The organism is Streptomyces sp. NPDC006450 (genome assembly GCF_040612195.1).
Taxonomy (GTDB): Bacteria; Actinomycetota; Actinomycetes; order Streptomycetales; family Streptomycetaceae; genus Streptomyces.
The window spans coordinates 1-24,578 of sequence record NZ_JBEXPT010000100.1 but is presented as its reverse complement, the minus strand read 5'-3'; the positions used below and the strand labels follow the sequence as shown (position 1 = coordinate 24,578).

22 protein-coding genes are annotated in these 24,578 nt (G+C 72.4%); 11 read left to right on the top strand and 11 right to left on the bottom strand.

Translation table 11 applies throughout. The features are described 5' to 3' along the window. Nucleotides 1-70: 70 nt before the first annotated feature. The 4 genes from ABZY57_RS24885 to ABZY57_RS24870 all read right to left on the bottom strand — a co-directional run bounded on the left by ABZY57_RS24885 (nt 71) and on the right by ABZY57_RS24870 (nt 2,631). Nucleotides 71-298: a hypothetical protein gene (locus tag ABZY57_RS24885; protein WP_356515424.1), complete on the bottom strand. Its 228-nt coding sequence runs from the start codon at nt 296-298 to the stop codon at nt 71-73. Nucleotides 299-518: 220 nt separating this feature from the next. After that, nucleotides 519-1,112, bottom strand: coding sequence for a TetR family transcriptional regulator (locus tag ABZY57_RS24880; protein ID WP_356515422.1), 594 nt, complete (start codon nt 1,110-1,112; stop codon nt 519-521). A 21-nt stretch (nt 1,113-1,133) separates the two neighbouring features. Further along, nucleotides 1,134-2,174, bottom strand: a complete 1,041-nt coding sequence (locus tag ABZY57_RS24875; protein WP_356515420.1) for an aldo/keto reductase — start codon at nt 2,172-2,174, stop codon at nt 1,134-1,136. 112 nt (nt 2,175-2,286) lie between these two features. Beyond that, a complete protein-coding gene (locus tag ABZY57_RS24870; RefSeq protein ID WP_356515418.1) occupies nt 2,287-2,631 on the bottom strand; it encodes a DoxX family protein in 345 nt (114 codons plus the stop codon). 90 nt (nt 2,632-2,721) lie between these two features. Here ABZY57_RS24870 and ABZY57_RS24865 point away from each other — a divergent pair, with 90 nt between their 5' ends. Beyond that, complete coding sequence (locus ABZY57_RS24865; protein ID WP_356515416.1) at nt 2,722-3,177, top strand: MarR family winged helix-turn-helix transcriptional regulator; 456 nt, start codon at nt 2,722-2,724, stop codon at nt 3,175-3,177. Between the two features lie 69 nt (nt 3,178-3,246). Here ABZY57_RS24865 and ABZY57_RS24860 read toward each other — a convergent pair whose 3' ends face one another. Beyond that, on the bottom strand, nt 3,247-4,707 hold the full coding sequence (locus tag ABZY57_RS24860) for an MFS transporter (protein WP_356515414.1): 1,461 nt from the start codon (nt 4,705-4,707) through the stop codon (nt 3,247-3,249). Nucleotides 4,708-4,771: 64 nt separating this feature from the next. Here ABZY57_RS24860 and dusB point away from each other — a divergent pair, with 64 nt between their 5' ends. The 3 genes from dusB (at nt 4,772) to ABZY57_RS24845 (ending at nt 10,547) form a co-directional block, all read left to right on the top strand. Continuing rightward, entirely contained in the window at nt 4,772-5,914 is a 1,143-nt protein-coding gene (dusB, locus tag ABZY57_RS24855) for a tRNA dihydrouridine synthase DusB (protein WP_356515412.1), read from the top strand. A 375-nt stretch (nt 5,915-6,289) separates the two neighbouring features. Next, on the top strand, nt 6,290-8,998 hold the full coding sequence (ppdK, locus tag ABZY57_RS24850; protein WP_356515410.1) for a pyruvate, phosphate dikinase: 2,709 nt from the start codon (nt 6,290-6,292) through the stop codon (nt 8,996-8,998). 460 nt (nt 8,999-9,458) lie between these two features. Next, the gene (locus ABZY57_RS24845; protein WP_356515408.1) at nt 9,459-10,547 is read left to right on the top strand and encodes a helix-turn-helix domain-containing protein; all 1,089 of its coding nucleotides are present in this window, start codon (nt 9,459-9,461) and stop codon (nt 10,545-10,547) included. Nucleotides 10,548-10,598: 51 nt separating this feature from the next. Here the strand turns inward: ABZY57_RS24845 and ABZY57_RS24840 are convergent, their stop codons facing one another. Beyond that, on the bottom strand, nt 10,599-11,759 hold the full coding sequence (locus ABZY57_RS24840) for an alkaline phosphatase PhoX (RefSeq protein WP_356515406.1): 1,161 nt from the start codon (nt 11,757-11,759) through the stop codon (nt 10,599-10,601). A gap of 232 nt (nt 11,760-11,991) precedes the next feature. Between ABZY57_RS24840 and ABZY57_RS24835 the strand changes: the two genes are divergently transcribed. Then, nucleotides 11,992-12,462 (top strand): group III truncated hemoglobin, encoded by a 471-nt coding sequence (locus ABZY57_RS24835; RefSeq protein ID WP_356515404.1) that lies wholly within the window; start codon nt 11,992-11,994, stop codon nt 12,460-12,462. 168 nt (nt 12,463-12,630) lie between these two features. Further along, nucleotides 12,631-13,038 (top strand): VOC family protein, encoded by a 408-nt coding sequence (locus tag ABZY57_RS24830; protein ID WP_356515402.1) that lies wholly within the window; start codon nt 12,631-12,633, stop codon nt 13,036-13,038. A gap of 3 nt (nt 13,039-13,041) precedes the next feature. Here ABZY57_RS24830 and nirD read toward each other — a convergent pair whose 3' ends face one another. From nirD to ABZY57_RS24815, 3 genes are read right to left on the bottom strand one after another with little or no spacing between them, the layout of a single operon-like run. Continuing rightward, nucleotides 13,042-13,377, bottom strand: a complete 336-nt coding sequence (gene nirD / locus ABZY57_RS24825; RefSeq protein WP_356515400.1) for a nitrite reductase small subunit NirD — start codon at nt 13,375-13,377, stop codon at nt 13,042-13,044. Then, entirely contained in the window at nt 13,374-15,953 is a 2,580-nt protein-coding gene (nirB, locus tag ABZY57_RS24820; RefSeq protein ID WP_356515398.1) for a nitrite reductase large subunit NirB, read from the bottom strand. The genes nirD and nirB overlap by 4 nt, the downstream gene beginning before the upstream one ends. Before the next feature lie 2 nt (nt 15,954-15,955). Continuing rightward, on the bottom strand, nt 15,956-17,371 hold the full coding sequence (locus ABZY57_RS24815) for an FAD-dependent oxidoreductase (protein ID WP_356515396.1): 1,416 nt from the start codon (nt 17,369-17,371) through the stop codon (nt 15,956-15,958). A 166-nt stretch (nt 17,372-17,537) separates the two neighbouring features. On the opposite strand from ABZY57_RS24815, the gene ABZY57_RS24810 reads away from it, so the two are divergent. From ABZY57_RS24810 to ABZY57_RS24795, 4 genes are all read left to right on the top strand, one after another. After that, nucleotides 17,538-18,839 (top strand): ferredoxin reductase family protein, encoded by a 1,302-nt coding sequence (locus ABZY57_RS24810; RefSeq protein WP_356515394.1) that lies wholly within the window; start codon nt 17,538-17,540, stop codon nt 18,837-18,839. Nucleotides 18,840-19,370: 531 nt separating this feature from the next. Then, nucleotides 19,371-20,147 (top strand): TSUP family transporter, encoded by a 777-nt coding sequence (locus ABZY57_RS24805; protein WP_356515392.1) that lies wholly within the window; start codon nt 19,371-19,373, stop codon nt 20,145-20,147. A gap of 39 nt (nt 20,148-20,186) precedes the next feature. After that, nucleotides 20,187-21,194 carry a class I SAM-dependent methyltransferase gene (locus ABZY57_RS24800; RefSeq protein ID WP_356515390.1) on the top strand — a complete coding sequence of 336 codons (1,008 nt, stop codon included), beginning with the start codon at nt 20,187-20,189 and terminating at the stop codon, nt 21,192-21,194. After that, nucleotides 21,191-21,703, top strand: coding sequence for a hypothetical protein (locus ABZY57_RS24795; protein ID WP_356515388.1), 513 nt, complete (start codon nt 21,191-21,193; stop codon nt 21,701-21,703). The genes ABZY57_RS24800 and ABZY57_RS24795 overlap by 4 nt, the downstream gene beginning before the upstream one ends. Here the strand turns inward: ABZY57_RS24795 and ABZY57_RS24790 are convergent. Then, nucleotides 21,700-23,118: an MFS transporter gene (locus ABZY57_RS24790; protein ID WP_356515386.1), complete on the bottom strand. Its 1,419-nt coding sequence runs from the start codon at nt 23,116-23,118 to the stop codon at nt 21,700-21,702. The genes ABZY57_RS24795 and ABZY57_RS24790 overlap by 4 nt on opposite strands. A 115-nt stretch (nt 23,119-23,233) precedes the next feature. Here ABZY57_RS24790 and ABZY57_RS24785 point away from each other — a divergent pair, with 115 nt between their 5' ends. Further along, entirely contained in the window at nt 23,234-23,881 is a 648-nt protein-coding gene (locus ABZY57_RS24785) for a helix-turn-helix domain-containing protein (RefSeq protein ID WP_356515384.1), read from the top strand. Here the strand turns inward: ABZY57_RS24785 and ABZY57_RS24780 are convergent. Beyond that, nucleotides 23,878-24,504, bottom strand: a complete 627-nt coding sequence (locus tag ABZY57_RS24780) for a class F sortase (RefSeq protein ID WP_356515382.1) — start codon at nt 24,502-24,504, stop codon at nt 23,878-23,880. The genes ABZY57_RS24785 and ABZY57_RS24780 overlap by 4 nt on opposite strands. Nucleotides 24,505-24,578 lie beyond the last annotated feature (74 nt).

Sequence of the window (24,578 nt, the reverse complement as noted above, 5' to 3'; positions counted from 1 at the left end):
CCGCCCCGGGGGGTGGGCCCCGGGCCCCACCCCCCCCGGGGCCACAGCCGTCTTGCGGGCCGGTTCCCGGTTACGCGGGCGCCGGACGGTCCTCCGCGGCTGCCGACGCCGACGCCGACGCCTCTGCCGACGCCGCCGCCAGGGCCGCGGCCCTGGCCTCGCCCTCGGCCTGGGTGCGCTGGGAGAACCGGATGGTCCAGACGATCAGCGAGACCAGGAAGCCGTAGATCAGAAGCGCGGCGAACTCGCTCCAGCCCCGGTCGGTGAGCATGTTGTACGTGAGGATGGGCGCGACCACGTTGAACCCGATGGTCAGGGCCCAGCCGATCGCCGCGGCGGCTCCGGACCGGGCCGGCGGCCCGGACCGCTGCGCCCGGTTCCTGCTGAGTGGACAAGGTTCCCCCTGGACCAGACCTGATGGTGTGCGGTGAGGGGGAACGTAGGAACACGGCCGGTGCGGGGCGAGGGCCCGCCGTCCCAAATGATGATCAAGCTGTCCGGAGCGGCCGGTTCCAGGGTCAGGCGCGCAGGCCCCGGATGACCAGGGCGGTGACCGCCTCGAACTCGGCGGTGATGCTCGGCGTGAGCCAGTCCGCCGCGTACTGCGGGTCGTGGAAGCGGCCGGTGGCGTCGAACACCGCGCGCGCGGCGGCCGGTACGTCGGGCGCGCTGAGCGATCCCTCCGCGACCCCCTCGCCGATGATCCGGGACAGCTGCCCGATCAGCTCGGTCAGGTGCTGGTCCACCACGTCGCTGTTCTCGCCGAGCAGCACGATGTACGTCGCGAACAGCTCCGGGTCGTCACCCGCCTTGTGGCGCTTGGCCTCGAACAGCGCCTCCAGCCACGCTTCCAGCTTGGAGGGGGCCGGCTCGGCCGGAGCGGAGGCGATCTCCTCCAGCATGACCACGCTCTTGGCGAGCCACCGGTCGGTGACCGCCTCGCGCAGCGCGGCCTTCGAGGGGAAATGCCGGTACACGCTGCCGTGGCTGACGCCCAGGGCGCGGGCCACGTCCACCACCGTCGCCTTGGTCGGGCCGAAGCGGCGCAGCACCTCCTCGGTGGTTTCGAGGATGCGCTCGGGGGTGAGGGGCTCGGCGGCTGCGGGTGGCATGAGTACGACCGTACAGCCGGATCAGTGCTCGCTGTCCAGGTGGGCCATCTGGGCTGCCGGGTACCGGTCGCCCGAGGCCGCACCGGCCGGGACCGCGTCCTCGATGGCCGCGAGGTCGGCGGGGGTCAAGGTGACCTGAAGGGCGCCCAGTGCCTCGCCGAGCCGGTCGCGGCTGCGGGCGCCGACCAGCGGCACGATGTCCTCGCCCTGCGCGAGCACCCAGGCGATGGCCGTCTGCGCGACGGTGACGCCCTTCTCGTCGGCGACCTTGCGCAGGGCGTCGACCAGGTCGAGGTTCCGGTCGAGGTTGCCGCCCTGGAAGCGCGGGCTCATCCCGCGGAAGTCACCCGGAGCCAGCGCCCGGTCGCGGGTGAAGTGGCCGCTGATCAGGCCGCGGGAGAGCACCCCGTACGCCGTGACGCCTATGCCGAGCTCGCGGGCGGCCGGCAGGATCTCCTCCTCGATTCCGCGCGAGATCAGGGAGTACTCGATCTGGAGGTCGGCGATGGGAGCCACGGCGGCGGCCCGGCGCAGGGTGTCCGCGCCGACCTCGGAGAGCCCGATGTGCCGGACGTGTCCGGCGGCGACGGCCTCGGCGATGGCGCCGACGGTCTCCTCGATCGGCACGTCGGGGTCCACGCGGGCGATGCGGTAGATGTCGATGTGGTCCCGGCCGAGCCGCTGGAGCGAATAGGCCAGGAAGTTCCTGACGGCCTCCGGCCGCCCGTCGTACCCGGTGAAGCCGCCCTCGACCGTGCGCAGGGCGCCGAACTTCACGCTGGTCAGCGCCTTCTCGCGGGCCGCGGCGGGGGCGGTGCGCAGGGCTTCGTTGATGAGGAGCTCGTTGTGCCCCATGCCGTAGAAGTCGCCGGTGTCGAGGAGCGTGACCCCGGCGTCGAGGGCGGCATGGATGGTGGCGAGGGACTCCGCCCGGTCGGCCTCGCCGTAGAGGGCGGACATCCCCATGCAGCCCAGCCCCAGGGGGAAGACCGAGGGTCCGGTGGTGCCGAGGGTGCGGTGCGGTGCGGAGGTGTGCGCTGAGGTGCTCGGGTTCGTCGTCATGGAACGAGAATGGCATGACGGATGACAGATTTCAATATCTGTCATCCGTTCGCGCGAAGGAGCCGTGGAGCTCGGTCTTCTCGGTGTCGGCGTTCCGGGCGTGCGGGATGCGTCAGGCCGCCGCGCGCAGGGCCAGGGCGGTGGCCGCGACGAGGGTGAGGACGGCCGCGGGGGCGACGTCGTAGTCCTTCGCACGCAGGTGGGTGAGGACCGCGCCGAGGAAGTAGAGGGTCACGCCGACGGCGGCGGCCATGCCCAGTGGAGTCAGCCACAGGCCTGCGACCAGGCCGATCGCGCCGGCCGCCTTGAGGGCGGCCAGTCGGGGGAGCCAGGAATCGGGCACTCCGAGCTTCGTCATGTTCTCCGTGACCGCGGGGTTGCGCTGGAGCGTGAAGGTCGCGGACGCGGCGAGGGTGAGGGCGAGCAGTCCGGCGACGACGGCATAGGCGATGAACATGATGAACTCCAACGATCGGCAATGAATAACCATTGAATACCATCAACGATCGGCAGAGTGCAATCATTTCCGAGTTGTTACGATGTGGACATGACGGCGCCTCAGGACTCCACGCACCCGCCGCAGCGGCTGGGCATGCTGCTGGCCTGGCACGGATCGATCACCCAGACCCGCATGAGGAAGGCGCTGAGCGCCGCCGGACTCACCCCGCGCCACGCGATGACCCTGACGCACCTGGACGGCGGGCCCGTCGGCCAGCGCGCGCTGGCCGAGCGGTTGGAGGTGGACCCGAGCGTGCTCGTCGGGATCCTCAACGACCTGGAGGGCGACGGGCTCGTCGAGCGCCGCCGGGACCCGGCCGACCGCCGCCGCCACAACGTGGCCATCACGGACGCCGGCACCGCGGCCCTCGCGAAGACCAACGCGGCCCTCGACGCGGTGGAGCTCCACCTGTTCGCCGGCCTCTCGGACCGGGACCGGGACGCGCTGCGCGGCCTGCTGGACCGGATCGACTCGCACGGCGAGGACTTCGCCTGCGACGAGTAGGCGGTCGGTCGGCAGCCGGCCGGGTCCGGTCCGTCAGCCGCGCGGCCCCGTGGTTCTCCAGCCCCCGGCTCAGTGCCGGGGTGCGGCGCCCGTGCGCGCCGGGCCGGCCTCCGACTCCAGGGTGCGGGCCGTGCGCAGGGCCGTCCCGCGGGCCCAGTTGCCGCTGGTGGCGTAGCCGACGCACAGGACGAGCAGTCCGCACGCCGTGATGATCCACCAGGCGGGCCGGGCCGAATCCACGAACGCGGCGGCGGAGCCGGACCCGCCCGCCATCCCGGCGGCCAGGACCGCGCCGACGATCGCCACGCCCAGCGCCCCGCCGGTCTGCCGGCTGGTGGAGGCCACCGCGGCGGCCACTCCGGCCTGGGCGCGCGGCATCCCGGAGACGGCGGTGTTGGTGATCGGGGCGTTCACCAGGCCGAACCCGATTCCGAAGAGCACGTACCCGCAGAACAGCATCGGCGTCGAGCTCTCGGCCGAGAACGCGGCGAACAGCAGCCCGCTCGCGCTCATCGTCACGCCCGCGACCACCAGCGGCAGCCGCGGTCCCCGGCTGGCGACGAGCCGTCCCGACACGGGTGCGCAGAGGAAGGCGAAGGCCGCCATCGGCAGCATGTACAGGCCGGCGTCCAGGGCGTCGAGGCCCCGTACGTCCTGGAGGTACAGGGTGTTCAGGAACAGGAAGCCCGACAGCGCGGCGAAGGCGCTGACCGCGATCACCGTGGCCCCGCTGAAGGGGGCGCTGCGGAAGAACCGCGGGTCGATCAGGGGCTCCGTCCGCCGTGACTCGTAGGACACCAGCCCGGCCAGGGACAGGACGGCGACGAGCGCGCAGCCCAGGATCAGCGGGGAGCCCACTCCGGCGGCGGGGGCCTCGATGATCCCGAACGTGACCGAGCCGAGCAGCGCCATGACCAGCAGCTGTCCGACCGGGTCCGGGCGGCGCGGGTGGTCGGCCCGGGACTCCGGGATGTAGCGCAGGGTCAGGATCAGGGCGAGGATGCCGACGGGGAGGTTGATCCAGAAGATGGACCGCCAGCCGACCGAGTCCACGAGCAGGCCGCCGATCAGCGGGCCGGCGGCCATGGAGATGCCGACGACGGCTCCCCAGACGCCGATGGCGCGGGCCCGCTCGCGCGGTTCGGTGAAGGTGTTGGTGATGATCGACATGGCGACGGGGTTGAGCATCGAGCCGCCGACGGCCTGGATCATCCGGAAGGCGATCAGCCAGCCCAGGCTCGGCGCGAGCGAGCAGAGCACCGAGCCGGCGGTGAAGAGCACGACGCCGGCGATGAAGACCTTGCGGCGGCCGATCCGGTCCGCCGTGGACCCGGCCAGCATCAGCAGCGAGGCCAGGACCAGCGTGTACGCGTCGATCGTCCACTGCATGCCGGCCACGGAGGCGTCCAGATCGCGGCGCATCGCGGGGAGCGCGACGTTCAGGACGGTGTTGTCGAGGCTGACGATGAGCAGGCTCATGCAGCAGATCGTCAGGATCAGCAGCCGCCGCCGCTGGGTCAACTCGTGCATGATGCCGATAGTACGCCTAACTAAAGACATGCGATCAACGGCACGACTGGTCCACAATGGTGGGATGACCACGCTCCCCCCGCCTCTCGCGATCGGCCCGCACACCGTGCAGCCCCCGGTGGTGCTCGCGCCGATGGCCGGCATCACCAATGCCCCGTTCCGTACCCTGTGCCGCGAGTTCTCGGGCGGCAAGGGGCTGTTCGTGAGCGAGATGATCACGACCCGGGCCCTGGTCGAGCGCAACGAGAAGACCATGCAGCTGATCCACTTTGACGAGACCGAGAAGCCTCGCTCGATCCAGCTGTACGGAGTCGACCCCGCGACGGTCGGCAAGGCGGTCCGCATGATCGTCGAAGAGGACCGCGCCGACCACATCGACCTCAACTTCGGCTGCCCGGTGCCCAAGGTGACCCGCAAGGGTGGCGGATCGGCCCTCCCGTACAAGCGGAACCTGCTGCGCGCGATCCTGCGCGAGGCCGTCGCGGGCGCCGGTGACCTGCCGGTCACGATGAAGATGCGCAAGGGCATCAACGACGACCACCTCACCTACCTCGACGCCGGCCGGATCGCCGTCGAGGAGGGCATCACCGCGATAGCCCTGCACGGACGCACCACCGCCCAGCACTACGGCGGCACCGCCGACTGGGAGGCCATCGCACGGCTCAAGGAGCACGTGCCGGAGATCCCGGTGCTCGGCAACGGCGACATCTGGTGCGCCGAGGACGCGCTGCGGATGGTCCGCGAGACCGGCTGCGACGGTGTCGTCGTCGGGCGCGGCTGCCTGGGGCGCCCGTGGCTGTTCAACGACCTGGTGGCGGCCTTCGAGGGGCGTCCCGAGGACTTCCACAAGCCCACGCTGCGGGAGGTCGGGCAGACCATGCTCCGCCACGCCCAGCTGCTGGGGGAGTGGATCGGCGACGAGGCGCGCGGGGTGATCGACTTCCGTAAGCACGTGGCCTGGTACACCAAGGGCTTCTCGGTGGGTTCGGAGATGCGGCAGAAGCTCGCCGTCACCTCCTCCCTGGCCGAGCTGGATGCTCATCTGAGCGAGCTGGATTTGGATCAGCCCTGGCCGGACAGTGCGGACGGGCCGAGGGGTCGTACGTCCGGAAACAACCGGGTTGTCCTGCCCGAGGGCTGGTTGAAGGATCCGTACGACTGCGCGGGCGTGAGCGAGGACGCCGAACAGGACACGTCCGGAGGCTGAGAATTCGCTGGCAAAACGCGCCATGCGCGGCGTGACATACGCCACGCATGGGTGAGGTTTCGCTCAGATGAGCGCTTTGGTCACGGGTAAGACTTTCAAAGGGTGGCACTGGGTGCCACCCTTTGTGCGTTCAAGTATTGAACGCAAATGTATCGATGATCGCTCATCGGAGCGGGAACAGGCCGAAGTGGGCACCTCAGCCTTCGGGACCTGAAGGGTCTTCGTAGGTTTCGGCTACTCGCCAGTTACATTAGATCTGCTGGCACGCAGGTGGTTACGGCCACATGACCGCCAAGTGGACGTACCCATAAGCCTTCGATCTGGGTATGTTCCTGGCCGTCAGGGCAGCCACCGAGCCTCGAGGAGTCGAGACCCGTGTCGGAAAACAAAGATCAGAAGTTCGTCTACGACTTCACGGAGGGCAACCGCGACCTCAAGGACCTTCTCGGTGGCAAGGGTGCCAACCTCGCCGAGATGACCAACCTGGGTCTGCCGGTCCCTCCCGGCTTCACCATCACCACCGAGGCCTGCAAGGTCTACCTCGACAGCGGCGAGGCCCCGGCCGAGCTGCGCGAAGAGGTCAGCGCGCACCTCGCCGCCCTCGAGGCGAAGATGGGCAAGAAGCTCGGCCAGTCGGACGACCCGCTGCTGGTCTCCGTGCGTTCCGGCGCCAAGTTCTCGATGCCGGGCATGATGGACACGGTCCTCAACATCGGCCTCTCCGACGAGTCCGTCGCGGGTCTCGCCACCCAGGCCGGCAACGAGCGCTTCGCATGGGACTCGTACCGCCGCCTGATCCAGATGTTCGGCAAGACCGTCCTCGACGTGGACGGCGAGCTGTTCGAGGAAGCCCTCGACGAGGCCAAGGCCGCCAAGAAGGTCACCGTCGACACCGACCTCGACGCCGCCGACCTGAAGAAGCTGGTCACCCGCTTCAAGAAGATCGTCGCCAAGCAGGCCGGCCGAGAGTTCCCGCAGGACGCCCGCGAGCAGCTCGACCTCGCCGTCGAAGCGGTCTTCAACTCCTGGAACACCGACCGCGCCAAGCTCTACCGCCGCCAGGAGCGCATCCCGAGCGACCTGGGCACCGCGGTCAACATCTGCTCCATGGTCTTCGGCAACCTCGGCCCCGACTCGGGCACCGGCGTCGCCTTCACCCGCGACCCGGCCACCGGCCACGCCGGCGTCTACGGCGACTACCTCCAGAACGCCCAGGGCGAGGACGTGGTCGCGGGCATCCGCAACACCGTGCCGCTCGCGGACCTGGAGACCATCGACAAGGTCTCGTACGACCAGCTCATGACGATCATGACGACGCTGGAGACCCACTACAAGGATCTCTGCGACATCGAGTTCACCATCGAGCGCGGCCAGCTGTGGATGCTCCAGACCCGCGTCGGCAAGCGCACCGCGGGTGCGGCCTTCCGCATCGCCACCCAGCTCGTGGACCAGGGCCTGATCGACGAGGCCGAGGCCCTCCAGCGCGTCAACGGCGCCCAGCTCGCGCAGCTGATGTTCCCGCGCTTCGACGAGGGCGCCAAGACCACCCTGCTGGGCCGCGGCATCGCCGCCTCCCCGGGCGCTGCCGTCGGCAAGGCCGTCTTCGACTCCTACACGGCCGTCAAGTGGTCGCGTTCCGGCGAGAAGGTCATCCTGATCCGCCGCGAGACCAACCCCGACGACCTCGACGGCATGATCGCCTCCGAGGGCATCCTGACCTCGCGCGGCGGCAAGACCTCGCACGCCGCCGTCGTGGCCCGCGGCATGGGCAAGACCTGCGTCTGCGGCGCCGAGGACCTCGAGGTCGACACCAAGCGCCGCCGCATGACGGTCGGCGGGACGGTCGTCGAAGAGGGCGACGTCGTCTCCATCGACGGTTCCACCGGCAAGGTCTACCTCGGTGAGGTACCCGTCGTACCGTCCCCGGTCGTCGAGTACTTCGAGGGCCGCATGCACGCCGGCGCCGACGACGCCGACGAGCTCGTCGCCGCCGTGCACCGGATCATGGCCTACGCCGACCGCGTACGCCGCCTGCGGGTGCGCGCCAACGCCGACAACGCCGAGGACGCGCTGCGCGCCCGCCGCTTCGGCGCCCAGGGCATCGGCCTGTGCCGCACCGAGCACATGTTCCTCGGCGAGCGCCGTGAACTGGTGGAGCGGCTGATCCTCGCGGACACCGACGACGAGCGCGAGGAGGCACTCAGTGCCCTCCTGCCGCTGCAGAAGAAGGACTTCGTCGAGCTGTTCGAGGCCATGGACGGGCTGCCCGTCACCGTGCGCCTGCTCGACCCGCCGCTGCACGAGTTCCTGCCCGACATCACCGAGCTGTCGGTGCGCGTCGCCCTCGCCGAGTCCCGCAAGGACGCCAACGAGAACGACCTGCGCCTGCTCCAGGCCGTGCACAAGCTGCACGAGCAGAACCCGATGCTGGGTCTGCGCGGAGTCCGCCTCGGCCTGGTCATCCCCGGCCTCTTCAAGATGCAGGTCCGGGCGATCGCCGAGGCCGCGGCCGAGCGCAAGAACGCCAAGGGCGACCCGCGCGCCGAGATCATGGTCCCGCTCGTGGGTACCGTCCAGGAGCTGGAGATCGTCCGCGAGGAGGCCGACGCGGTCATCGCCGAGGTCGAGGCCGCCACCGGCACGGACCTCAAGCTGACCATCGGCACCATGATCGAGCTGCCCCGCGCCGCCCTCACGGCCGGCCAGATCGCCGAGGCCGCCCAGTTCTTCTCCTTCGGCACGAACGACCTGACCCAGACGGTGTGGGGCTTCTCCCGCGACGACGTCGAGGCCAGCTTCTTCACCGCCTACCTGGAGAAGGGCATCTTCGGGGTCTCGCCCTTCGAGACCATCGACCGGGACGGCGTCGGCACGCTGGTCCGCAGCGCCGTCGAGGCCGGCCGGGCCACCCGCCCCGACCTCAAGCTCGGCGTCTGCGGAGAGCACGGCGGCGACCCCGAGTCCGTCCACTTCTTCCACGAGGTCGGCCTGGACTACGTCTCCTGCTCGCCGTTCCGGATCCCGGTCGCGCGCCTGGAGGCCGGCCGCGCCGCCGCCGAGGCGAAGGGCAGCGACAGCCGCTGACCGCTCCCCGGCCCCGCTGACGGGGCCCCCTTGACCGCGCCTGCCCCCGGGTTCCCTGACGTCCGGTGGCAGGCGCGTCCCATTTCCCCGGCCGTTCCCGGTCGCGGGCACTGCCGGGTGTTCCGGCCGGCGTTCCGCTCAGTATTGGTTCAATGTTGTTCCAGATGCCTTAACGGCAACAGGCGGTGGACGGATCCCCACCCGTCCACCGCCTGCCGCCAATCCGCCGGACACGTCGGCGCTTCCCGGTGCGACCGACCGCCAGGCCCCGCAAAGCCCCCCACGGCCTTCGCGGAGCGTTTCGGTCGCGCCGGAGTGTGCCCGGCGGAGTACAGGATTTCGCTTGTCACACCTTCGCCGAAAGGGGTTTCAACTGTGGCTGAAAGGCCATGGTGACCACGTGTGACGGCATGCATACTCGAGGGGCGGGGGGATTGCGGTTGCACAGGTGGGGGTTCGGGTGCTGCGTATCCATTTCACGGGAGTGGACCTCGCGCGCGTAAGGATGGCAGGGCGTCCGGATGCGTTGTGGGAAACGATTCTGAGTTTTCACCGCTTACGGGACCGGCGGGATACCCGGCTCTTCGGCGATTGGCGTGCCGAAACGCGCACCAGGCTGAATGGTGAAACCCGGCTTCTCGGCGCGCTGATACCGAGCCGCGGGTATTTCCCCGATTTCCTGACCCCCGTGGAGGGGCGCTACGGGTGGGACGTGGGCCTCGACGCGCTGCGCGGGATCCGCCCCGAGCGGCTGCGCCGCGAACTCACCCTGCTCGGCCGGGGCGCGGAAGCGGGCTCCGGCATGGCCGCGGCCTTCGGGATGCCGGCGGCGGCCGGCGGGGCCGCGTACCGCGGCTCCGAGGTGCTGGTCCCCCGGCGGCTGCGGGACTTCATGGAGGGCGACACCGCGCACCTGCCCCGGCTGCTGGGGGAGCTGCGCGGGTACCACCGGGCGGCCGTGGAGCCGTACTGGAGCCACATCCAGGCGCAGATCGAGGCCGAGCGGGCCGCGCGGGGGCGGGCGCTGCTCGACGGGGGAGCGGACGAGCTGCTCGCCTCGCTGCCGCCGATGCTGCGGTGGCGGGCGCCGGTACTGGAGTGCGACTACCCCGTGGACCGGGACGTACGGCTGCGGGGGCGCGGGCTGCTGCTCCAGCCCTCCTTCTTCTGCCGGCGCACGGCCGTGACCCTGCACGATCCGGAGCTGCCGCCCGTGCTGGTGTATCCGGCGGCGGCCGACCTGTCCTCGGCGCAGGCCGCCGGCGGGGAGGCGGCCCGGCCGGCGGAGGAGCGGCGCCGGCACCGCCAGCAGACCCTGGGCAAGCTCGTCGGGCACACCCGCTCGGTGGTGCTCCAGGCGATCGGCGACGGGGCCACCACGAGCGAGCTCGCGCGGCGGGCCGGGGTCTCGCTGGCGTCCGCGAGCCAGCACGCCGGGGTGATGCGGGAGGCCGGGCTGGTCACCACCCTGCGGCGGGGCAACGCCGTGCTGCACACGGTGACGCCGCTCGGAGCCGCGCTGCTCAAGGGTGGGGCCGTGGTGTCGTGAGGGCGGCCGCGCCCCGGCGGGGTGGACCCCGCCGGGGCTCGGCCGAAGGGGTCAGACGCGGAAGGGGCCGGTGACCTCGTACGTGATGCCGCCCGAGGAGCTGCCGCTCGTGCCGCGCTGGCTGCTGAAGTAGAAGCGGTTGCCGGCGGGGGAGAAGGCCGGGCCGGTGACCTCCGAGGAGGACTGGCCGGTGATCCGCAGGAAGGGCGCCACCACGTCGTCCGGGGTGATCACGCAGATCTCCATGTTGCCGCCGTCCTCGGCGACGTACAGGTCGCCGTAGGAGGAGCCGGTGACGTTGTCCACGCCCGTCAGCGGGGCCGTGCCGCTGGGGACGAGGGAGTCGTCGTAGGCCAGCTCGTAGGTGTTCGTGGCGACGTTGAGCTGCCAGACGCGGTTGTCGCCCTTGGTGGTGAACCACACGGTGTCGTTGGCGTAGTGGCAGCCCTCGCCGCCGTTGAACTTCTTCGCGCCCGAGACCTGGCTGCGGGTCACCGTCGGGGAGCCGTCCGGGTCCGGCACGTTGGCCCAGGTGAAGGAGCCCGAGGTGGCCGTGCCGGCCTTGAGGACCTGGAGGGTGCCGGTGGAGAGGTTGCCCCAGGTGGTGGGGACGAACCGGTAGAAGCAGCCGCTGGAGTCGTCCTCGGTGAGGTAGACGACCTTGCGGACCGGGTCGGCGGCGGCGGCCTCGTGGTTGAAGCGGCCCATCGCGGAGCGGCGGACGGCGGGGTTCACACCCCACGGGTCGGTCTCGTAGACGTAGCCGAGGCTGACCTCTTCGGCAGACAGCCAGGTGTTCCAGGGGGTCGCCCCTCCCGCACAGTTCCGGTTCGTGTTGGACAGGATCCGGTAGGCGGAGGTGATCGAGCCCGAGGAGTCGAACTTCACCGCGCTGGCGCCGCCGGTGGAGGAGATCTCCGAGTTGGACACGTAGATCCAGCCCGTGCCGTCGGCGAAACAGGCACCGCCGTCAGGGGCGCTGTGCCACTTGTAGGTGGTGGAGCCGACATTCTGGCCGGAACGGGCGATCACCCGGCTGGTGAAGCCGGCCGGCAGCATGATGCCGTTCGCGTCGGCCGAGCCGAGCGGCCCGTAGGGGCCGGCGCCCGGCTGGGCGGGAGCCGCGTAGGCCGCGCCGTGCATCAAGGTGCCGCCGAAGGCGGCGGCCGAGGAACCGATGACGGCCCCGCGAAGGAAGGTACGACGTTCCACGGTCACTCCTGTGGGAGGAGGAGGCTCCGCGCCCGGTCGGACGCGGAGTCGCACACGCGTCGAGGAACTTAGAAGTGCTGAGTTGACGTGACGTCAATTCCATATGAAGGGGGAACGACCGGCTCGGGGTCAATCCGTCCGGAGGGATTTTCGGGACGGCGAGACGCCCGGGCGACGTATTGCGGGACTTTCTGCCCTGGGGAGGGCACCCGTGCGGGAGGATGGTGGACCCATGAGCCCTCACGCAGCCGTCATCGACATCTCCGGCCGCGCCGACCTCGACGTCGTGCTGCGCCGCTTCTACACGGCGGCCTTCGCCGACCCGCGGATCGGACCCTTCTTCACGGAGATCGCCGGCACCGACCTCGACGTGCACCTGCCCCGGATCACGGACTTCTGGGAGCGGGCCCTCTTCCGCAGCGCCGAGTACCGGCGCGACGCCTTCGCCCCGCACGCGGCCCTCCAGTCGGCCCGCGAGATGACCGCCGAGGACTTCGGCCGCTGGGTGCAGCTGTGGCGTGCCACGATCGACGGACTGCACCGGGGGCCGAACGCGGAGCGGGCCAAGGCCCAGGGCGAGCGGATCGCGCTCGCCCTGCACAAGCGGCTGGCCGGTGCCGGGGCCTCCCTGGAGAGCGCCGACGGGCTGGGCTTCGTACCGCTGGCTGCCCTGGAGCTGCGCTCGTTCGCCAGAGTTGTCTGACCCGTCCGACCCGTCCGACCCGTCCGACCCGTCCTGCTCGTCTGACCTGCGGGTTCATCCCGCGTCGGAGAAATCCGAAAAAACTTCGCCGGGAGCGATGAGTTCCCCGCGGCCCCGCGGTCTACCTCTCGAAAGCAACGGAAGCGCACCGAGAGAAGAGAGACCCCGATGTCCTCCACCATGATCTTCGTCAACCTGCCGGTCAAGGACCTTGAGGCCACCAAGACCTTCTGGAGCAAGCTGGGTTACGGCTACAACGCCCAGTTCACCGACGAGAACTGCGCCTCGATGCCCATCACCGACTCGATCGTGGCCATGTTCCTGACCGAGGCCCGGTACAAGGACTTCACCCACAAGGACATCGCGGACGCGACCAAGACCTCCGAGGTGCTGCTGTGTCTGAGCGCGGAGAGCCGCGACGCGGTCGACGCGCTCGTCGACGGGGCCCTGGCGGCCGGGGCCACCGAGCCCCGCCCGGCCCAGGACCACGGGGTCATGTACGGCCGTGCCTTCGACGACCTCGACGGGCACACCTGGGAGATCATGTGGATGGACCCGTCGATCGTCCAGGGCTGACCCTCAGACGGAGGTCGCGGCGGTCCGTACCGGGTACGTCCGGACCGCCACCTCCTCGTCGTCCAGGCAGTGCCCCGACTCCAGGTCGAAGCGCTGCTTGAGCAGCGGCGAGGCCACGAAGAGCCGTCCCGCGGCCGAGCCGACGAGCCCGCGCGAGAGCACCTGCGCCCCGGTGAAGGGGTCCCGGTTGCCGATGGCGTACGGGCGTCCCGCACGGTCGACGAACACGGCGGCCTGGCTCCCGTCGGGCAGCAGCGCCGCCACCCCGCGCCCGGGGATCAGCGCCGACAGCTCGCACACGGTGAGCCATCCCTCCGCCACCTGCAGTTCCACGGTCATCGGTTGCCTCCCAGGGGCTCCAGGGTGAGGACGGTCAGGTCGGGCTTGACCTGACCGCGTTCGGGGACGAACTTCACGCTCGGGTCGGGTGCGCCGGGGGCGTTGACGAAGGACACGAACCGGCGCAGCCGCTCCGGGTCGTCCAGGGTCTCGGCCCATTCGTCGCGGTAGTGCGCCACGTGGTCGGCCATCAGCGACTCCAGCTCCGCGCACAGCCCGAGCGAATCGCGCACGATCACGTCCCGCAGGTGGTCGAGGCCGCCCTCCAGCCGGTCCAGCCAGGTGGAGGTCCGCTCCAGCCGGTCGGCGGTGCGGATGTAGAACATCAGGAACCGGTCGATGAGCCGGACCAGTTCGGCGTCGGACAGGTCCTGCGCCAGCAGATCGGCGTGGCGCGGGGTGGCCCCGCCGTTCCCGCCGACGTAGAGGTTCCAGCCGCTCGCCGTCGCGATGATCCCGAAGTCCTTGCTCTGCGCCTCCGCGCACTCGCGGGCGCAGCCGGAGACCGCCGACTTGAGCTTGTGCGGGGCGCGCAGGCCGCGGTAGCGCAGCTCCAGGTCGATGGCCATCCGTACGGAGTCCTGGACCCCGTAGCGGCACCAGGTCTGGCCCACGCAGGACTTCACCGTCCGCAGGGCCTTGCCGTACGCGTGCCCGGACTCGAATCCGGCCTCGACGAGCCGGGCCCAGATGCGGGGGAGCTGGTCGAGGGCGGCGCCGAAGAGGTCGATGCGCTGTCCGCCGGTGATCTTCGTGTAGAGGCCGAAGTCGCGGGCCACCTCGCCGATCACGATGAGCTTGTCGGGGGTGATCTCGCCGCCCGGGATGCGCGGGACGACCGAGTACGAGCCGTTGCGCTGCATGTTGGCGAGGAAGTGGTCGTTGGTGTCCTGGAGGGCCGCCTGCTCCCCGTCCAGGACGTAGCCGCTCGCGCCGAGGGTGGGGGCGAGCGAGGCGATGATCGAACCGACGGTGGGCTTGCAGACCTCGCAGCCTTCGCCGCCGCGCGCCTCCTCGCGGCCGTGGCTGTCGAGGAGCTGCTCGTAGGAGGTCACGCGCAGGGTGCGGACGATCTCGTAGAGCTCGGCGCGGGTGAAGGAGAAGCAGTCGCAGAGCCCCTTGTCGGCGGCGGGCGGCATCAGCTGGCCGATCACCTTGAGGCAGCTCCCGCACCCGGTGCCCGCCTTGGTGCACTTCTTGACCTCGGGGACGGTGGTGTGGGCGGTGATCGCCTTCTTGGTGACGTTGTGGCAGGAGCAGATCACCGCGGAGTCGGGGAGCGAGGCCGGGCCGAGCGCGACGGGTGCGCCGGCGCCGGCGGGCAGGACCAACTGCTCGGGGGTGACGGGCGGTACGGTGCCGGTGAGCGGGCGCAGCAGACCGTAGGAGTCGGCGTCGCCGACCAGGACGCCGCCGAGCAGGACGCCTTCGGCGGAGACGACCACCTTCTTGTAGACGCCGGAGCGGGAGTCGGAGTAGACGACGTCGAGGCTGCCGGCGGTGGCGCCGTGGGCGTCGCCGAAGGAGGCCACGTCCACGCCGAGGAGCTTGAGCTTGGTGGAGAGGTCGGCGCCGGTGAACTCCTTCTCGCGGCCCAGCAGGTCGGCGGCGGCCGTCTCCGCCATCTCGTAGCCGGGGGCGACGAGGCCGTAGACGCGGCCGTCGGAGGCGAGGGCGCACTCGCCGATGGCGTAGACGTTCGGGTCGGAGGTGCGGCAGCGGGCGTCGACGGAGATGCCGCCGCGTTCGCCGACGGTCAGGCCGCTCTCGCGGGCGAGCTGGTCGCGGGGGCGGACACCGGCGGAGAAGACGACCAGGTCGGTGGCGACGCTGGAGCCGTCGGACAGCTTCATGCCGCTGACCGCGCCGTCCTCGCCGGCGAGGATCTCCTGGGTGCCGACGCCCGTGTGGACGGTGAGCCCCATGTTCTCGATGGTGCGGAGCAGGGCCGCGCCCCCGCCCTCGTCGACCTGGACGGGCATCAGCCGGGGTGCGAACTCCACGATGCGGGTGGTGAGTCCGAGGCCCTGGAGCGCGCCGGCGGCCTCCAGGCCGAGGAGGCCGCCGCCGACCACGGCGCCGCTGGTCCGGGTCTTGGCGTACTCCTCGATCGCGAGGAGGTCCTCGATGGTGCGGTAGACGAAACAGCCCGGGGCGTCCTTGCCGGGGACGGGCGGCACGAAGGGGTAGCTGCCGGTCGCGAGCACCAGCACGTCGTACGGGAACACCTGCCCCGTGCGGGAGGTGACGGTGCGGGCCGCGCGGTCGATGGTCTCCGCGGGGTCGTCGAGGTGCAGGGCGATCCCGTGCTCCTCCATGAAGGAGGCGGGGGTGAGGGAGAGGTCCTCGGGGGTGCTGCCGGAGAAGTACGCGGTCAGGTGCACGCGGTCGTAGGCGGGCCGGGGCTCCTCGCAGAGCACCGTGATCCGGTGCGTGGCGGTGACGCCGAGTTCGGCGAGCGCCTCCAGGTAGCGCTGACCGACCATGCCGTGGCCGATGAGCACGATGGCGGGGCGGGACCCGGGGGCCTGGGCGGTGGCCGGGGCCGGGGCGGGCGTGGGCGTGGCTGCGGCCATGATCAGGAGCCTCCGTCGTCGGTGAGCAGGTGGTGCAGGTCGGTCAGGGCCTCGCCGTCCTCCCAGCTGCGGGCGAGGGCGCCCACGCTGGAGAGTTCGCCGAGCAGGACCCCGCCGACGAGGCGGTCGCCGCGGACGACGACCTTGCGGTAGGTGCGGCGGGTGGCGTCCGTGAGCCGGACCACGTCGTCGCCGGGGAGCGGGGTGGTCTCGCCGAAGGCGGCGAGGTCGAGGGGCCGGTCGCCGCCGGCGGTGAGGGTCAGGCGGGTGAGGGCGCGGGTTCCGGTGTATCCGGAGGCGGCACCGGCGGGGATCCCCTCGCCGGTGCCGAGGAGGACGTCGGCGAGGACCTCGGCCTGTTCCAGGGCGGGGCCTGCCAGGCCGTAGACCCGGCCCGTGTGCTCGGCGCAGTCGCCGATGGCGTGGATGCGGGGGTCGCTGGTGCGCAGCTTGTCGTCGACGAGGATGCCCTTGCCGACGTCGAGGCCGGCGGCCAGCGCCAGTCCCGTGCGGGGGCGGACGCCGCAGGCCAGGACGACGATGTCGGCGTCCAGGCGGTAGCCGTCGGCGAGTTCCACGCCGGTGACCTGGCGGTGGCCCTGGGCTGGGCCCGTTCCCGGGCGCCGGCCAGGGGCACGGGCGGGGGCGGGGGCGGGAGTGGCTTCGGGAGCGGCGACCCTGCGGGGCGTTGCGGGCTCTGCCCGGTCCCGCTCCTCGAACGCCGGAGGGACCGGATCTTCGCCGAGTCCGCCGACGGCGTGCGGCTGGGTTGCCGCGGGCGCCGTGGACAGGCCGCGCACCCGGCACTCCGTGTGGATCTCGACGCCCAGGTCGGCCAGGTGGGTGCGCAGGAGCTCCGAGGCCTCCGCGTCCAGCTGGCGTTCCATCAGGCGCTCGCCCTGCTGGGCGAGGACCACCTGGGCGCCGCGCTCGGCCAGGGCGCGGGCCGCCGAGACGCCGAGGAGGCCGCCGCCGATCACCACCGCGCGCACGCCGGGACGTACGGCGTCCGACAGGGCCAGGCAGTCGTCCATGGTGCGGAAGGCGTGGACCCCGGCGGGGAGGTCGTGCCCTTCGGGTTCGAAGAGGCCGCGGAGGGGAGGGAGGACCGGGTTCGACCCCGTGGCCAGGACGAGGGTGCCGTACGGCTCGACCGTTCCGTCGTCGCAGTGCACCACCTGCTCCGCCCGGTCGATCCGGACCGCCCGCACGCCGCGGCGCAGCGCCGGGCCGGGGGCCGGGAGGGCCGTCACCTCCGGCGCGTACCGGCCGGCCAGGACCTCCGCGAGGAGGACCCGGTTGTAAGGGGCGTGCGCCTCCTCACCGAGGACGCGGACGTCCCCGCCCAGCCGGGCGGCGAGCCGCAGGCCGGCGAGGCCGCCGCCGATCACCACCACGCGTTGCTGTTCCGAGGTCATGACACGAGAGTGCGCGGCCGCTGTTTCCCCACGGCATCGCTGTTGTTTCCCTGACGGAACGCCGACCTCAGCGTGCGGGTTAAGCGTCCGTGAGGCGCTCCTCAAGGCCGCCTTAAGGATCACCGGAGGGCCGGGGAGCCCGCCGGACCGCCCGTAGCGTGGCCGTATGCGAGAGCGAGACATGGCGGTTCGGGTCAAGGGCGGGATGCTCGGCGGGGCGGGGACCGTCGCCCTGCTGTGGGCCGCCCAGGTGCGGCCCTCGGCCCGGCTCGACGCGCTGTTCGCCACCGCCGCGCACCTGTCCGGCCTGCTCGCCGGGTACGGGGTGCTGGTCCTGCTCTTCCTCATGGCCCGGGTCCCCGCCGTCGAGCACGGGGTCGGCGCGGCCCGGCTCGCGCGCTGGCACGCGCTGGGCGGCCGCCACGTCCTGCTGCTCTGCTTCGGGCACGCCGCCTTCGCGCTCTGCGGCTACGCCGTGCACGAGGGGGTCGACGTGCTCTCCGCCGTCCGGGAGCTGCTCGGCTACCCGGCTCTGGCCGCCGCGGCGATCGGGACCGTCCTCCTGGTCGCCGTCGGCATCACCTCCGCCCGCTCCGTACGCGGCCGGGTCAGCCACGAAACCTGGCGGGGGGTCCACCTCCTGGTGTACCTCGCCGCCGCCCTCGCCTTCGGGCACCAGCTCGCCGGGCCGGACCTGGCGCCCGTCGCCTGGTTCTGGGCCCTCGCCCACACGGTGGTCGCCGTCCTGCTGCTCTGGTACCGCGCCGTGGTCCCCGTACGCCAAGCCCTGCGGCACGCGCTGCGCGTCGCCGAGGTCCGCGACGAGGGTCCCGGGGTGGTCTCCGTCCTCGTCTACGGGGAACACCTCGCGGAGCTGCGCGCGGAGCCGGGGCAGTTCCTGCGCTGGCGGTTCCTGCAGCGCAGGCTGTGGCACACCGCGCTGCCGTTCTCGCTGTCGGCGCCGGTCCGCGGGAACACCCTGCGCATCACCGTGAAGGCCCTCGGCGGCCACTCCCGCCGGATCCGCCGGCTGCGTCCCGGCACCCGGGTCCTCGCCACCGGCCCCTTCGGGGCGCTCACCGCCGCCCGGCGGACCCGGACCAAGGTGCTGCTGATCGCCGGCGGGGTCGGGATCACCCCGATGCGGGCGCTGTTCGAGACCCTGCCCGGCGGGCCGGGGGACATCACCCTGCTCTACCGGGCGGGCGCCGAGGAGCACCTCGTCCTGCGCTCCGAGCTGGAGGCCATCGCCGCCGAACGGCAGGCCGGGCTGCACTACCTGCTCGGGCCGTCGGGAGCCGCCTTCGACCCGCTGGCTCCGCAGGCGCTGGCCGCGCTGGTTCCGGAACTGGCCGAGCACGACGTGTACCTGTGCGGGCCGCGCGGAATGGCGGACGCCACGCAGTCCGCGCTGCGGCGGGCCGGGGTGCCGGCGGGGCGGATCCACGCCGAGTGCTTCGGCTTCTGAGCCCGCCACCGCTTCCGCTTCCGCCGCCCGAGAGGTCGCCGCACCATGCGCCACCCGCTGCACGTCGCCCTGCCCGTGTCCCTTCGCGCTCCGCGGGGGTCGTCCCCTACCCGCCCTTCGCCCGTTCCCGGGGCTCGGCCCGGGCCCGGTCCTCAAACGCCGGACGGACTGGGGGTGGCTTTCGGCGGGTCCGGGGCCGGTCCGCAAGCGCCGGAGGGGCTGGGGGTGGCTTTCGGCGGGTCCGGGCCGCGGGCGGCGGGACGGTCGCAGGTGCCCGGGGCCCGGCATCGTAGGCCCCGTGCCTCCCCGGTGCGGGTGGTGCTGGTCGCGCTGGGGTCCGTACCGCCCGGCCGGCGGGTGGCGGCCGGGCTCGGGCTGGCCAGTGTGCTGGCGGCGAGCGTGCTGACGGCGGCGGTGGATCCGTCGGCTCCCGTGGCCCCGGACCGGGCTCCGGCCGGGCGAAGCTCAACCTTTGCGCAAGTTTCCGGGGATTGATGGCTACTGCACCCAACCCCTCCATAGGGTCGGGGCGTGCCTGACATATCGACAACCATGATCATCGTGCTGTGCGTGGCCGCCGCCGCTGCCGGCTGGATCGACGCGGTCGTGGGCGGCGGCGGCCTGCTGCTCCTGCCCGCCCTGCTCCTCGGCCTGCCGAACGCCCATCCCGCCACCGTCCTCGGCACCAACAAGGCCGTGTCCATCGTGGGGACCTCGGGCGCGGCCGTGGCGTACCTGCGCAAGACCCCGGTGGACGTGAAGCTCGCGGTACGCATCGGCGTGGCCGCGCTCGTCGGCTCGATGGGCGGGGCCGCCCTGGCCGGCGGCATCAGCAAGGACGCGCTGCGGCCGCTGATCATGGTGGTCCTGGTGGTCGTCGCGGCCTTCGTCCTCTTCCGCCCCGGCTTCGGCGTCGCTCCCGGAGCTGCCCCCGTCAGCCGCCGGCGCGTCGTGCTCGCCATCGCCCTGGCCGGTCTAGGCATCGGCTTCTACGACGGGCTCATCGGCCCCGGCACCGGCACCTTCCTGGTGCTGGCGCTGACGGCACTGCTCCACCTCGACCTGGTCACGGCCTCCGCCACGGCGAAGATCGTCAACGTGTGCACCAACGGCGGAGCGCTCGCGATGTTCGCCTACCAGGGCATGGTGCTGTGGCAACTGGCCGCCCTGATGGCCGTGTTCAACCTCGCCGGTGGCATGATCGGCGCCCGGATGGCACTGAGCAAGGGCAGCGGCTTCGTCCGCGGAGTGCTCCTGACGGTCGTCGGCGGCCTGGTGCTGAAGCTGGGTTTCGAACAGTGGGGCTGACCTGGGGCCGGACCGCGTTCGGGGGATAAAGTTCCCGTCGTGCCCCACCTTGAGATATCCGACCTGATCACCGTCACCGACCCGCTCAGCGGGGCGCGGCTGCCGGTGCGCCGGGGTGACGTGGTCCGCCGGCTCGACCAGGCCGGGGATCCGCGCGCGGCCCGGATCGTCGCCGGGCTGCCGGCCGGCCCGGACGACGTGCTCGACCCGCTCGCCGTGGACCGGCTGATGATCGGCGTCCACACCGAGATGCAGCGGCTCAGCGAGGAACTGCGCATCGGGGAACGGCTGGTGCACGTACTGGACCCGCTGTTCGAGGCCATCCGCGAGATCGCGGGCCGCCGCGGCCGGTTCCGCCTGGTCGACATCGGATCCGGGCTCGGCTACCTCGTCCGCTGGCTGGCGTCCACCGGGGCCCTCGGCCCGAACGTCGAGCTGATCGGCGTCGACCTCGACGCCGCCCTCGTCGCCGAGGCCGACCGGCTGGCCCGCGCCGAGGGACTCGACTGCCGGTTCGTCCACGGCAACGCCTTCGACCTTCCGGAGGTCGCCACCGTCTACGTCTCCACCGGGGTGCTCCACCACTTCCGCGGCCCCGCGCTCACGGAGTTCTTCGAGGCACAGGCCGACTCCCAGGCACTCGCCTTCTGCCACTTCGACATCGCCGCCACCCGGCTGGCACCCGTGGGCGCCTGGATGTTCCACCGCGCCCGGATGCGCCATCCGCTCGGCCGCCACGACGGGGTCGTCTCCGCCCGGCGCGCCCACTCGGACGACACCCTGCTGCGCGCCGCGACCGTACCGGGCATCCGGCCGCTGCTCTACGAACCCCGGGGCCTGTCCAACCCCTTCTGCACCACCCTGCGTCCGGTCATCGGCCTCCGCCCCTACCTGGAGGACCCGCTGCGCCAGGCCCTCGGCCGCTCCTCGCGCCGGCTCGTGGGTGCGGAGCACCTGACCCGCGGCGGACCGCCGGGACGCGACGCCGCGGCCGCCTCCTCCGGCGCCGCGTCCGGATCCGCGTCCGACGCCGGGGCCGCGCGATGAACCCGGTCCTGCCGCTCGCCGCCCTCGGCCTCGTCGACGCGGCGTTCAGCGGCTTCCGCGCCTACGCCGGCCGGGACGCCCGGATCCGCAAGCGGAGCGCGGTCCTGCGCGCGTCCCTGCGCGGGCTGGCGGTCGGCGCCGTCCTGCTGCTCGCCCCCGCCCTCACGGCCGGGGCCGTCCTGCTGCTCGCCGAGGACACCGACCGGGCGTACGGGGTCCTCGCCGACGGCGGGGTCGGCTACCTCGTCCCGCTCGGCGCCTACGCCCTTGCCGTCGCGCTCTCGCTCGCCGCCTACTTCGCGCTGCCGTTCCGGGCCAGCACCCTCGCCGTGGTCGTCGGGCTCGGCCCGCTGACCCTGGCCCGGCCGCTGGTCGTGGCCGCCGCCTGCGCCGCCGCGCTCGTCGCCGGAGGCGGCTGGACCTCGCTCCTGGTGGGAGTCGTGGCGGGCGCCGCGGTCCTGTGCGTCGAGCCGTACGTGCACCGGCGCTGGTACGCGCTTCCCTTCTAGGGCCTGCCGGACGGCGCCTTCGGGGCAGGATTCCTCCCGGAGGCACGGGCCACCACGCAGAGGAACAGTCCGCAGGCCGTCACGAGCAGCCAGCCCGGCCGGGACGCCCGGGCGAGGCCCGCCGGGTCGGCGCCCCCGGCCAGGGCCCCCGCGACGGCGATGCCGACCGCCGATCCGACCTGGCGGGCGGTGGAGACGACGGCCCCGGCCACACCGGCGCGGGACGGCGGCAGTCCGCCGACCGCGGTATGGGTGAGCGGGGCGTTGGCGAAGCCGAACCCGACGCCGATGAGCAGGTAGGCGAGCAGGAGCAGCGGCACGCCCGTGTCCGGGCTCAGGCCCACCAGGCAGAGCCCGCCCGCGGCGGTGAAGCCACCCGCGAGGAGGAGCGGACGCCGCGGCCCGAGGCGCCCCGTGAGGCTGCCGGACCACGGCGCGCACACGGTGGCCCCGAGCGCCATGGGAAGGGTCGCCGCCCCGGCCGCGAGCGGGGTCCAGCCGCGGGAGCTCTGCAGGTACAGGGTGGTGAGCAGCAGGCTCACGCTCAGCGCGGCGAACACCGCCACCGCGCCCAGTACCGCCGAGGCGAAGGGCGGGCGCCGGAACAGCCCGAGGTCGATCAGGGGATCGGGCCGGAGCTCGACCCGGGCGAAGGCCGTCGCGGCCGCCGCGACGACGGCGTAGCAGGCCAGGGCCGCGGGGGAGGTCCAGCCGATGCGGGGGCCTTCGATCAGGACGCCGACCGAGACGCACAAGGCCGTCGTGAGGAGCACCTGGCCGGGCAGGTCGATCCGCCGGGCCCGCTGTCCGCGGGACTCCGGAACGAACACCGCGACCAGTACGAGCGCGCAGACGATCACCGGCGCGTTGATCCAGAACACCGACCGCCAGCCGAACGCCGCGATGAGGGCCCCGCCGATGACCGGGCCCGCGGCCATGCTGAGCCCGAAGACCGAGGCCCATATCCCGATGGCCCGGGCACGCTCCCGCGGGTCGGGCATCGCGTTGACCACGATCGCCAGGGCCACCGGGCTCAGCATCGAGGCCCCGACCCCCTGGACGGCCCGCGCCGCGACGAGCATGCCGAGCGACGGAGCGAGCGCGCAGGCGAGGGAGGCGAGCCCGAAGACGACCAGCCCGCACCGGAACACGCGACGGCGTCCGAAGCGGTCCGCGAGGGCGCCGGAGGCGATGAGGAGACTGGCCATGACCACGGTGTAGGAGTCCACGACCCACTCCAGACCTCGGGTGCCCACCTCCAGACCGCGTCCGATCGCGGGCAGGCCCACGTTGACGATGGTGGTGTCCACTCCGATGAGAAACATGCTCAGCGCGCAGACGGCCAGTACCGTCCACCGGCGGCGCGCGCCGGGCGCGGGCCCTGCGGCCGTCCCGGCCGGGATCGTCGTGGTCATGGGTCCGCCTTCGGTCCGCGACGGCCTGTCGGCCACCGGCTTCGGATGTCGGCCCATGCTCGGACCGGGTGGCGGCCGAGGCCCAGGAAATTTGCCGGTACCGCAAAATGTCCCCATGGACACGGACACGGAAGCCGCCGGAGCCGCAGAACCCGCGGGACTCGCAGAAGACGCGGAGATCAGGCGGACCCTCGACGCCATCGGCCCGCGACTGCGGGCGCTGCGGCGCGAACGCGGCCTCACCCTGGAGGCGCTCGCGCAGGCCACCGGGATCTCCGTGAGCACCCTCTCCCGACTGGAGTCGGGCAAGCGGCGTCCGACGCTCGAACTGCTCCTCCCGCTCGCGCGCACCCACCGCGTGGCCCTGGACCAGCTCGTGGCGGCCCCGGTCACCGGTGACGCGCGCGTCCACCTCAAGCCCCGCCGCAGGGACCACGGGAGCGTCCTGGTCCCCCTGACGCAGTACCCCGGTCGGGTCCAGGTCTTCAAGCAGGTGCTCGCGTACCGGGAGCCGAAACGGGTCACCCACGCCGGCTACGAGTGGCTCTACGTGCTCGCCGGCGAGCTCCACCTCGTCATCGGCGAGCGGAGCCTCACCCTGCGCCCCGGCGAGGTCGCCGAGTTCGACACCGGTGAACCCCACTGGTTCGGCCCCGCCGAAGGCGAGGTGGTGGAGATCCTGCACCTGTTCGGACCCCACGGCGACCAGGCGGTCGTCCGCACCGGCCAGGCCGTGCCCGGACACCGCAGCCAGGCCGTCTAGTACGTGCCCGTCAGGTGGGCGAAGACGACCACGTTGCCCTGGTAGCCGGTGCGCGGGGAGAAGCCCCCGCCGCAGGTGATGACGCGGAGCTCGGCGCGCGGCGCGGACCCGTACACGCGGGAGTCGGGGAAGGCCTTGGCGTCGTAGACCTCCACCGCGTGGACGGTGAACACGGCCGTACGTCCATCGGCGCGGGCGATCTCGATCTGGGCACCCCGGCGCAACGCGCCGAGGTGGTAGAAGACCGCGGGCCCGGCGGCGTCGTCCACGTGCCCGGCGACGACGGCCGTGCCGGTGGCACCCGGGGTGGTGCCCTCGCGGTACCAGCCCGCCAGGTTCCGGCGGGCGGGCGGCGGCACTTCGAGACTGCCGTCGGCCTGCAGCCCCAGCCCGGTGAGCGGGGCGTCCACCCGGATGGACGGGATCCGGATCCGGGTGGGCGGCGAGCCGGGGAGCGCGGCGATGGCCCCGGGGAACCGGGCCTGGGCGCTCAGTGCCTCACCGGGGGAGGGCAGCGGGGGCCGGACGGGCTCGCCGGAGCCGCTGCCGATGAGCCAGACGCCGATGCAGGCGGCCAGCGCGACGAGTCCGCCGGCGCGGGCGCGGGCGCGGCGTGCCTCCATGCGGCCCCCTCGGCTTGGTGACGCGAACGTGGTGACTGGCCGTCGCCCGGCCCCCCCCCCCCCGGGGGGCGGGC

What these genes read in the sequence shown, in the direction of transcription:
- ABZY57_RS24865 (WP_356515416.1), top strand. Translation starts at nt 2,722, where the DNA reads ATGACGGCGCCTCAGGACTCCACGCACCCGCCGCAGCGGCTGGGCATG.
- ABZY57_RS24810 (WP_356515394.1), top strand. Translation starts at nt 17,538, where the DNA reads ATGCGAGAGCGAGACATGGCGGTTCGGGTCAAGGGCGGGATGCTCGGC.
- ABZY57_RS24870 (WP_356515418.1), bottom strand. Translation starts at nt 2,631, where the DNA reads ATGTTCATCGCCTATGCCGTCGTCGCCGGACTGCTCGCCCTCACCCTC.
- ABZY57_RS24835 (WP_356515404.1), top strand. Translation starts at nt 11,992, where the DNA reads ATGAGCCCTCACGCAGCCGTCATCGACATCTCCGGCCGCGCCGACCTC.
- nirB (WP_356515398.1), bottom strand. Translation starts at nt 15,953, where the DNA reads ATGGCCGCAGCCACGCCCACGCCCGCCCCGGCCCCGGCCACCGCCCAG.
- ABZY57_RS24830 (WP_356515402.1), top strand. Translation starts at nt 12,631, where the DNA reads ATGTCCTCCACCATGATCTTCGTCAACCTGCCGGTCAAGGACCTTGAG.
- ABZY57_RS24815 (WP_356515396.1), bottom strand. Translation starts at nt 17,371, where the DNA reads ATGACCTCGGAACAGCAACGCGTGGTGGTGATCGGCGGCGGCCTCGCC.
- ABZY57_RS24795 (WP_356515388.1), top strand. Translation starts at nt 21,191, where the DNA reads ATGAACCCGGTCCTGCCGCTCGCCGCCCTCGGCCTCGTCGACGCGGCG.
- ABZY57_RS24860 (WP_356515414.1), bottom strand. Translation starts at nt 4,707, where the DNA reads ATGCACGAGTTGACCCAGCGGCGGCGGCTGCTGATCCTGACGATCTGC.
- ABZY57_RS24785 (WP_356515384.1), top strand. Translation starts at nt 23,234, where the DNA reads ATGGACACGGACACGGAAGCCGCCGGAGCCGCAGAACCCGCGGGACTC.
- ABZY57_RS24875 (WP_356515420.1), bottom strand. Translation starts at nt 2,174, where the DNA reads ATGACGACGAACCCGAGCACCTCAGCGCACACCTCCGCACCGCACCGC.
- ABZY57_RS24780 (WP_356515382.1), bottom strand. Translation starts at nt 24,504, where the DNA reads ATGGAGGCACGCCGCGCCCGCGCCCGCGCCGGCGGACTCGTCGCGCTG.
- ABZY57_RS24880 (WP_356515422.1), bottom strand. Translation starts at nt 1,112, where the DNA reads ATGCCACCCGCAGCCGCCGAGCCCCTCACCCCCGAGCGCATCCTCGAA.
- nirD (WP_356515400.1), bottom strand. Translation starts at nt 13,377, where the DNA reads ATGACCGTGGAACTGCAGGTGGCGGAGGGATGGCTCACCGTGTGCGAG.
- dusB (WP_356515412.1), top strand. Translation starts at nt 4,772, where the DNA reads ATGACCACGCTCCCCCCGCCTCTCGCGATCGGCCCGCACACCGTGCAG.
- ABZY57_RS24790 (WP_356515386.1), bottom strand. Translation starts at nt 23,118, where the DNA reads ATGACCACGACGATCCCGGCCGGGACGGCCGCAGGGCCCGCGCCCGGC.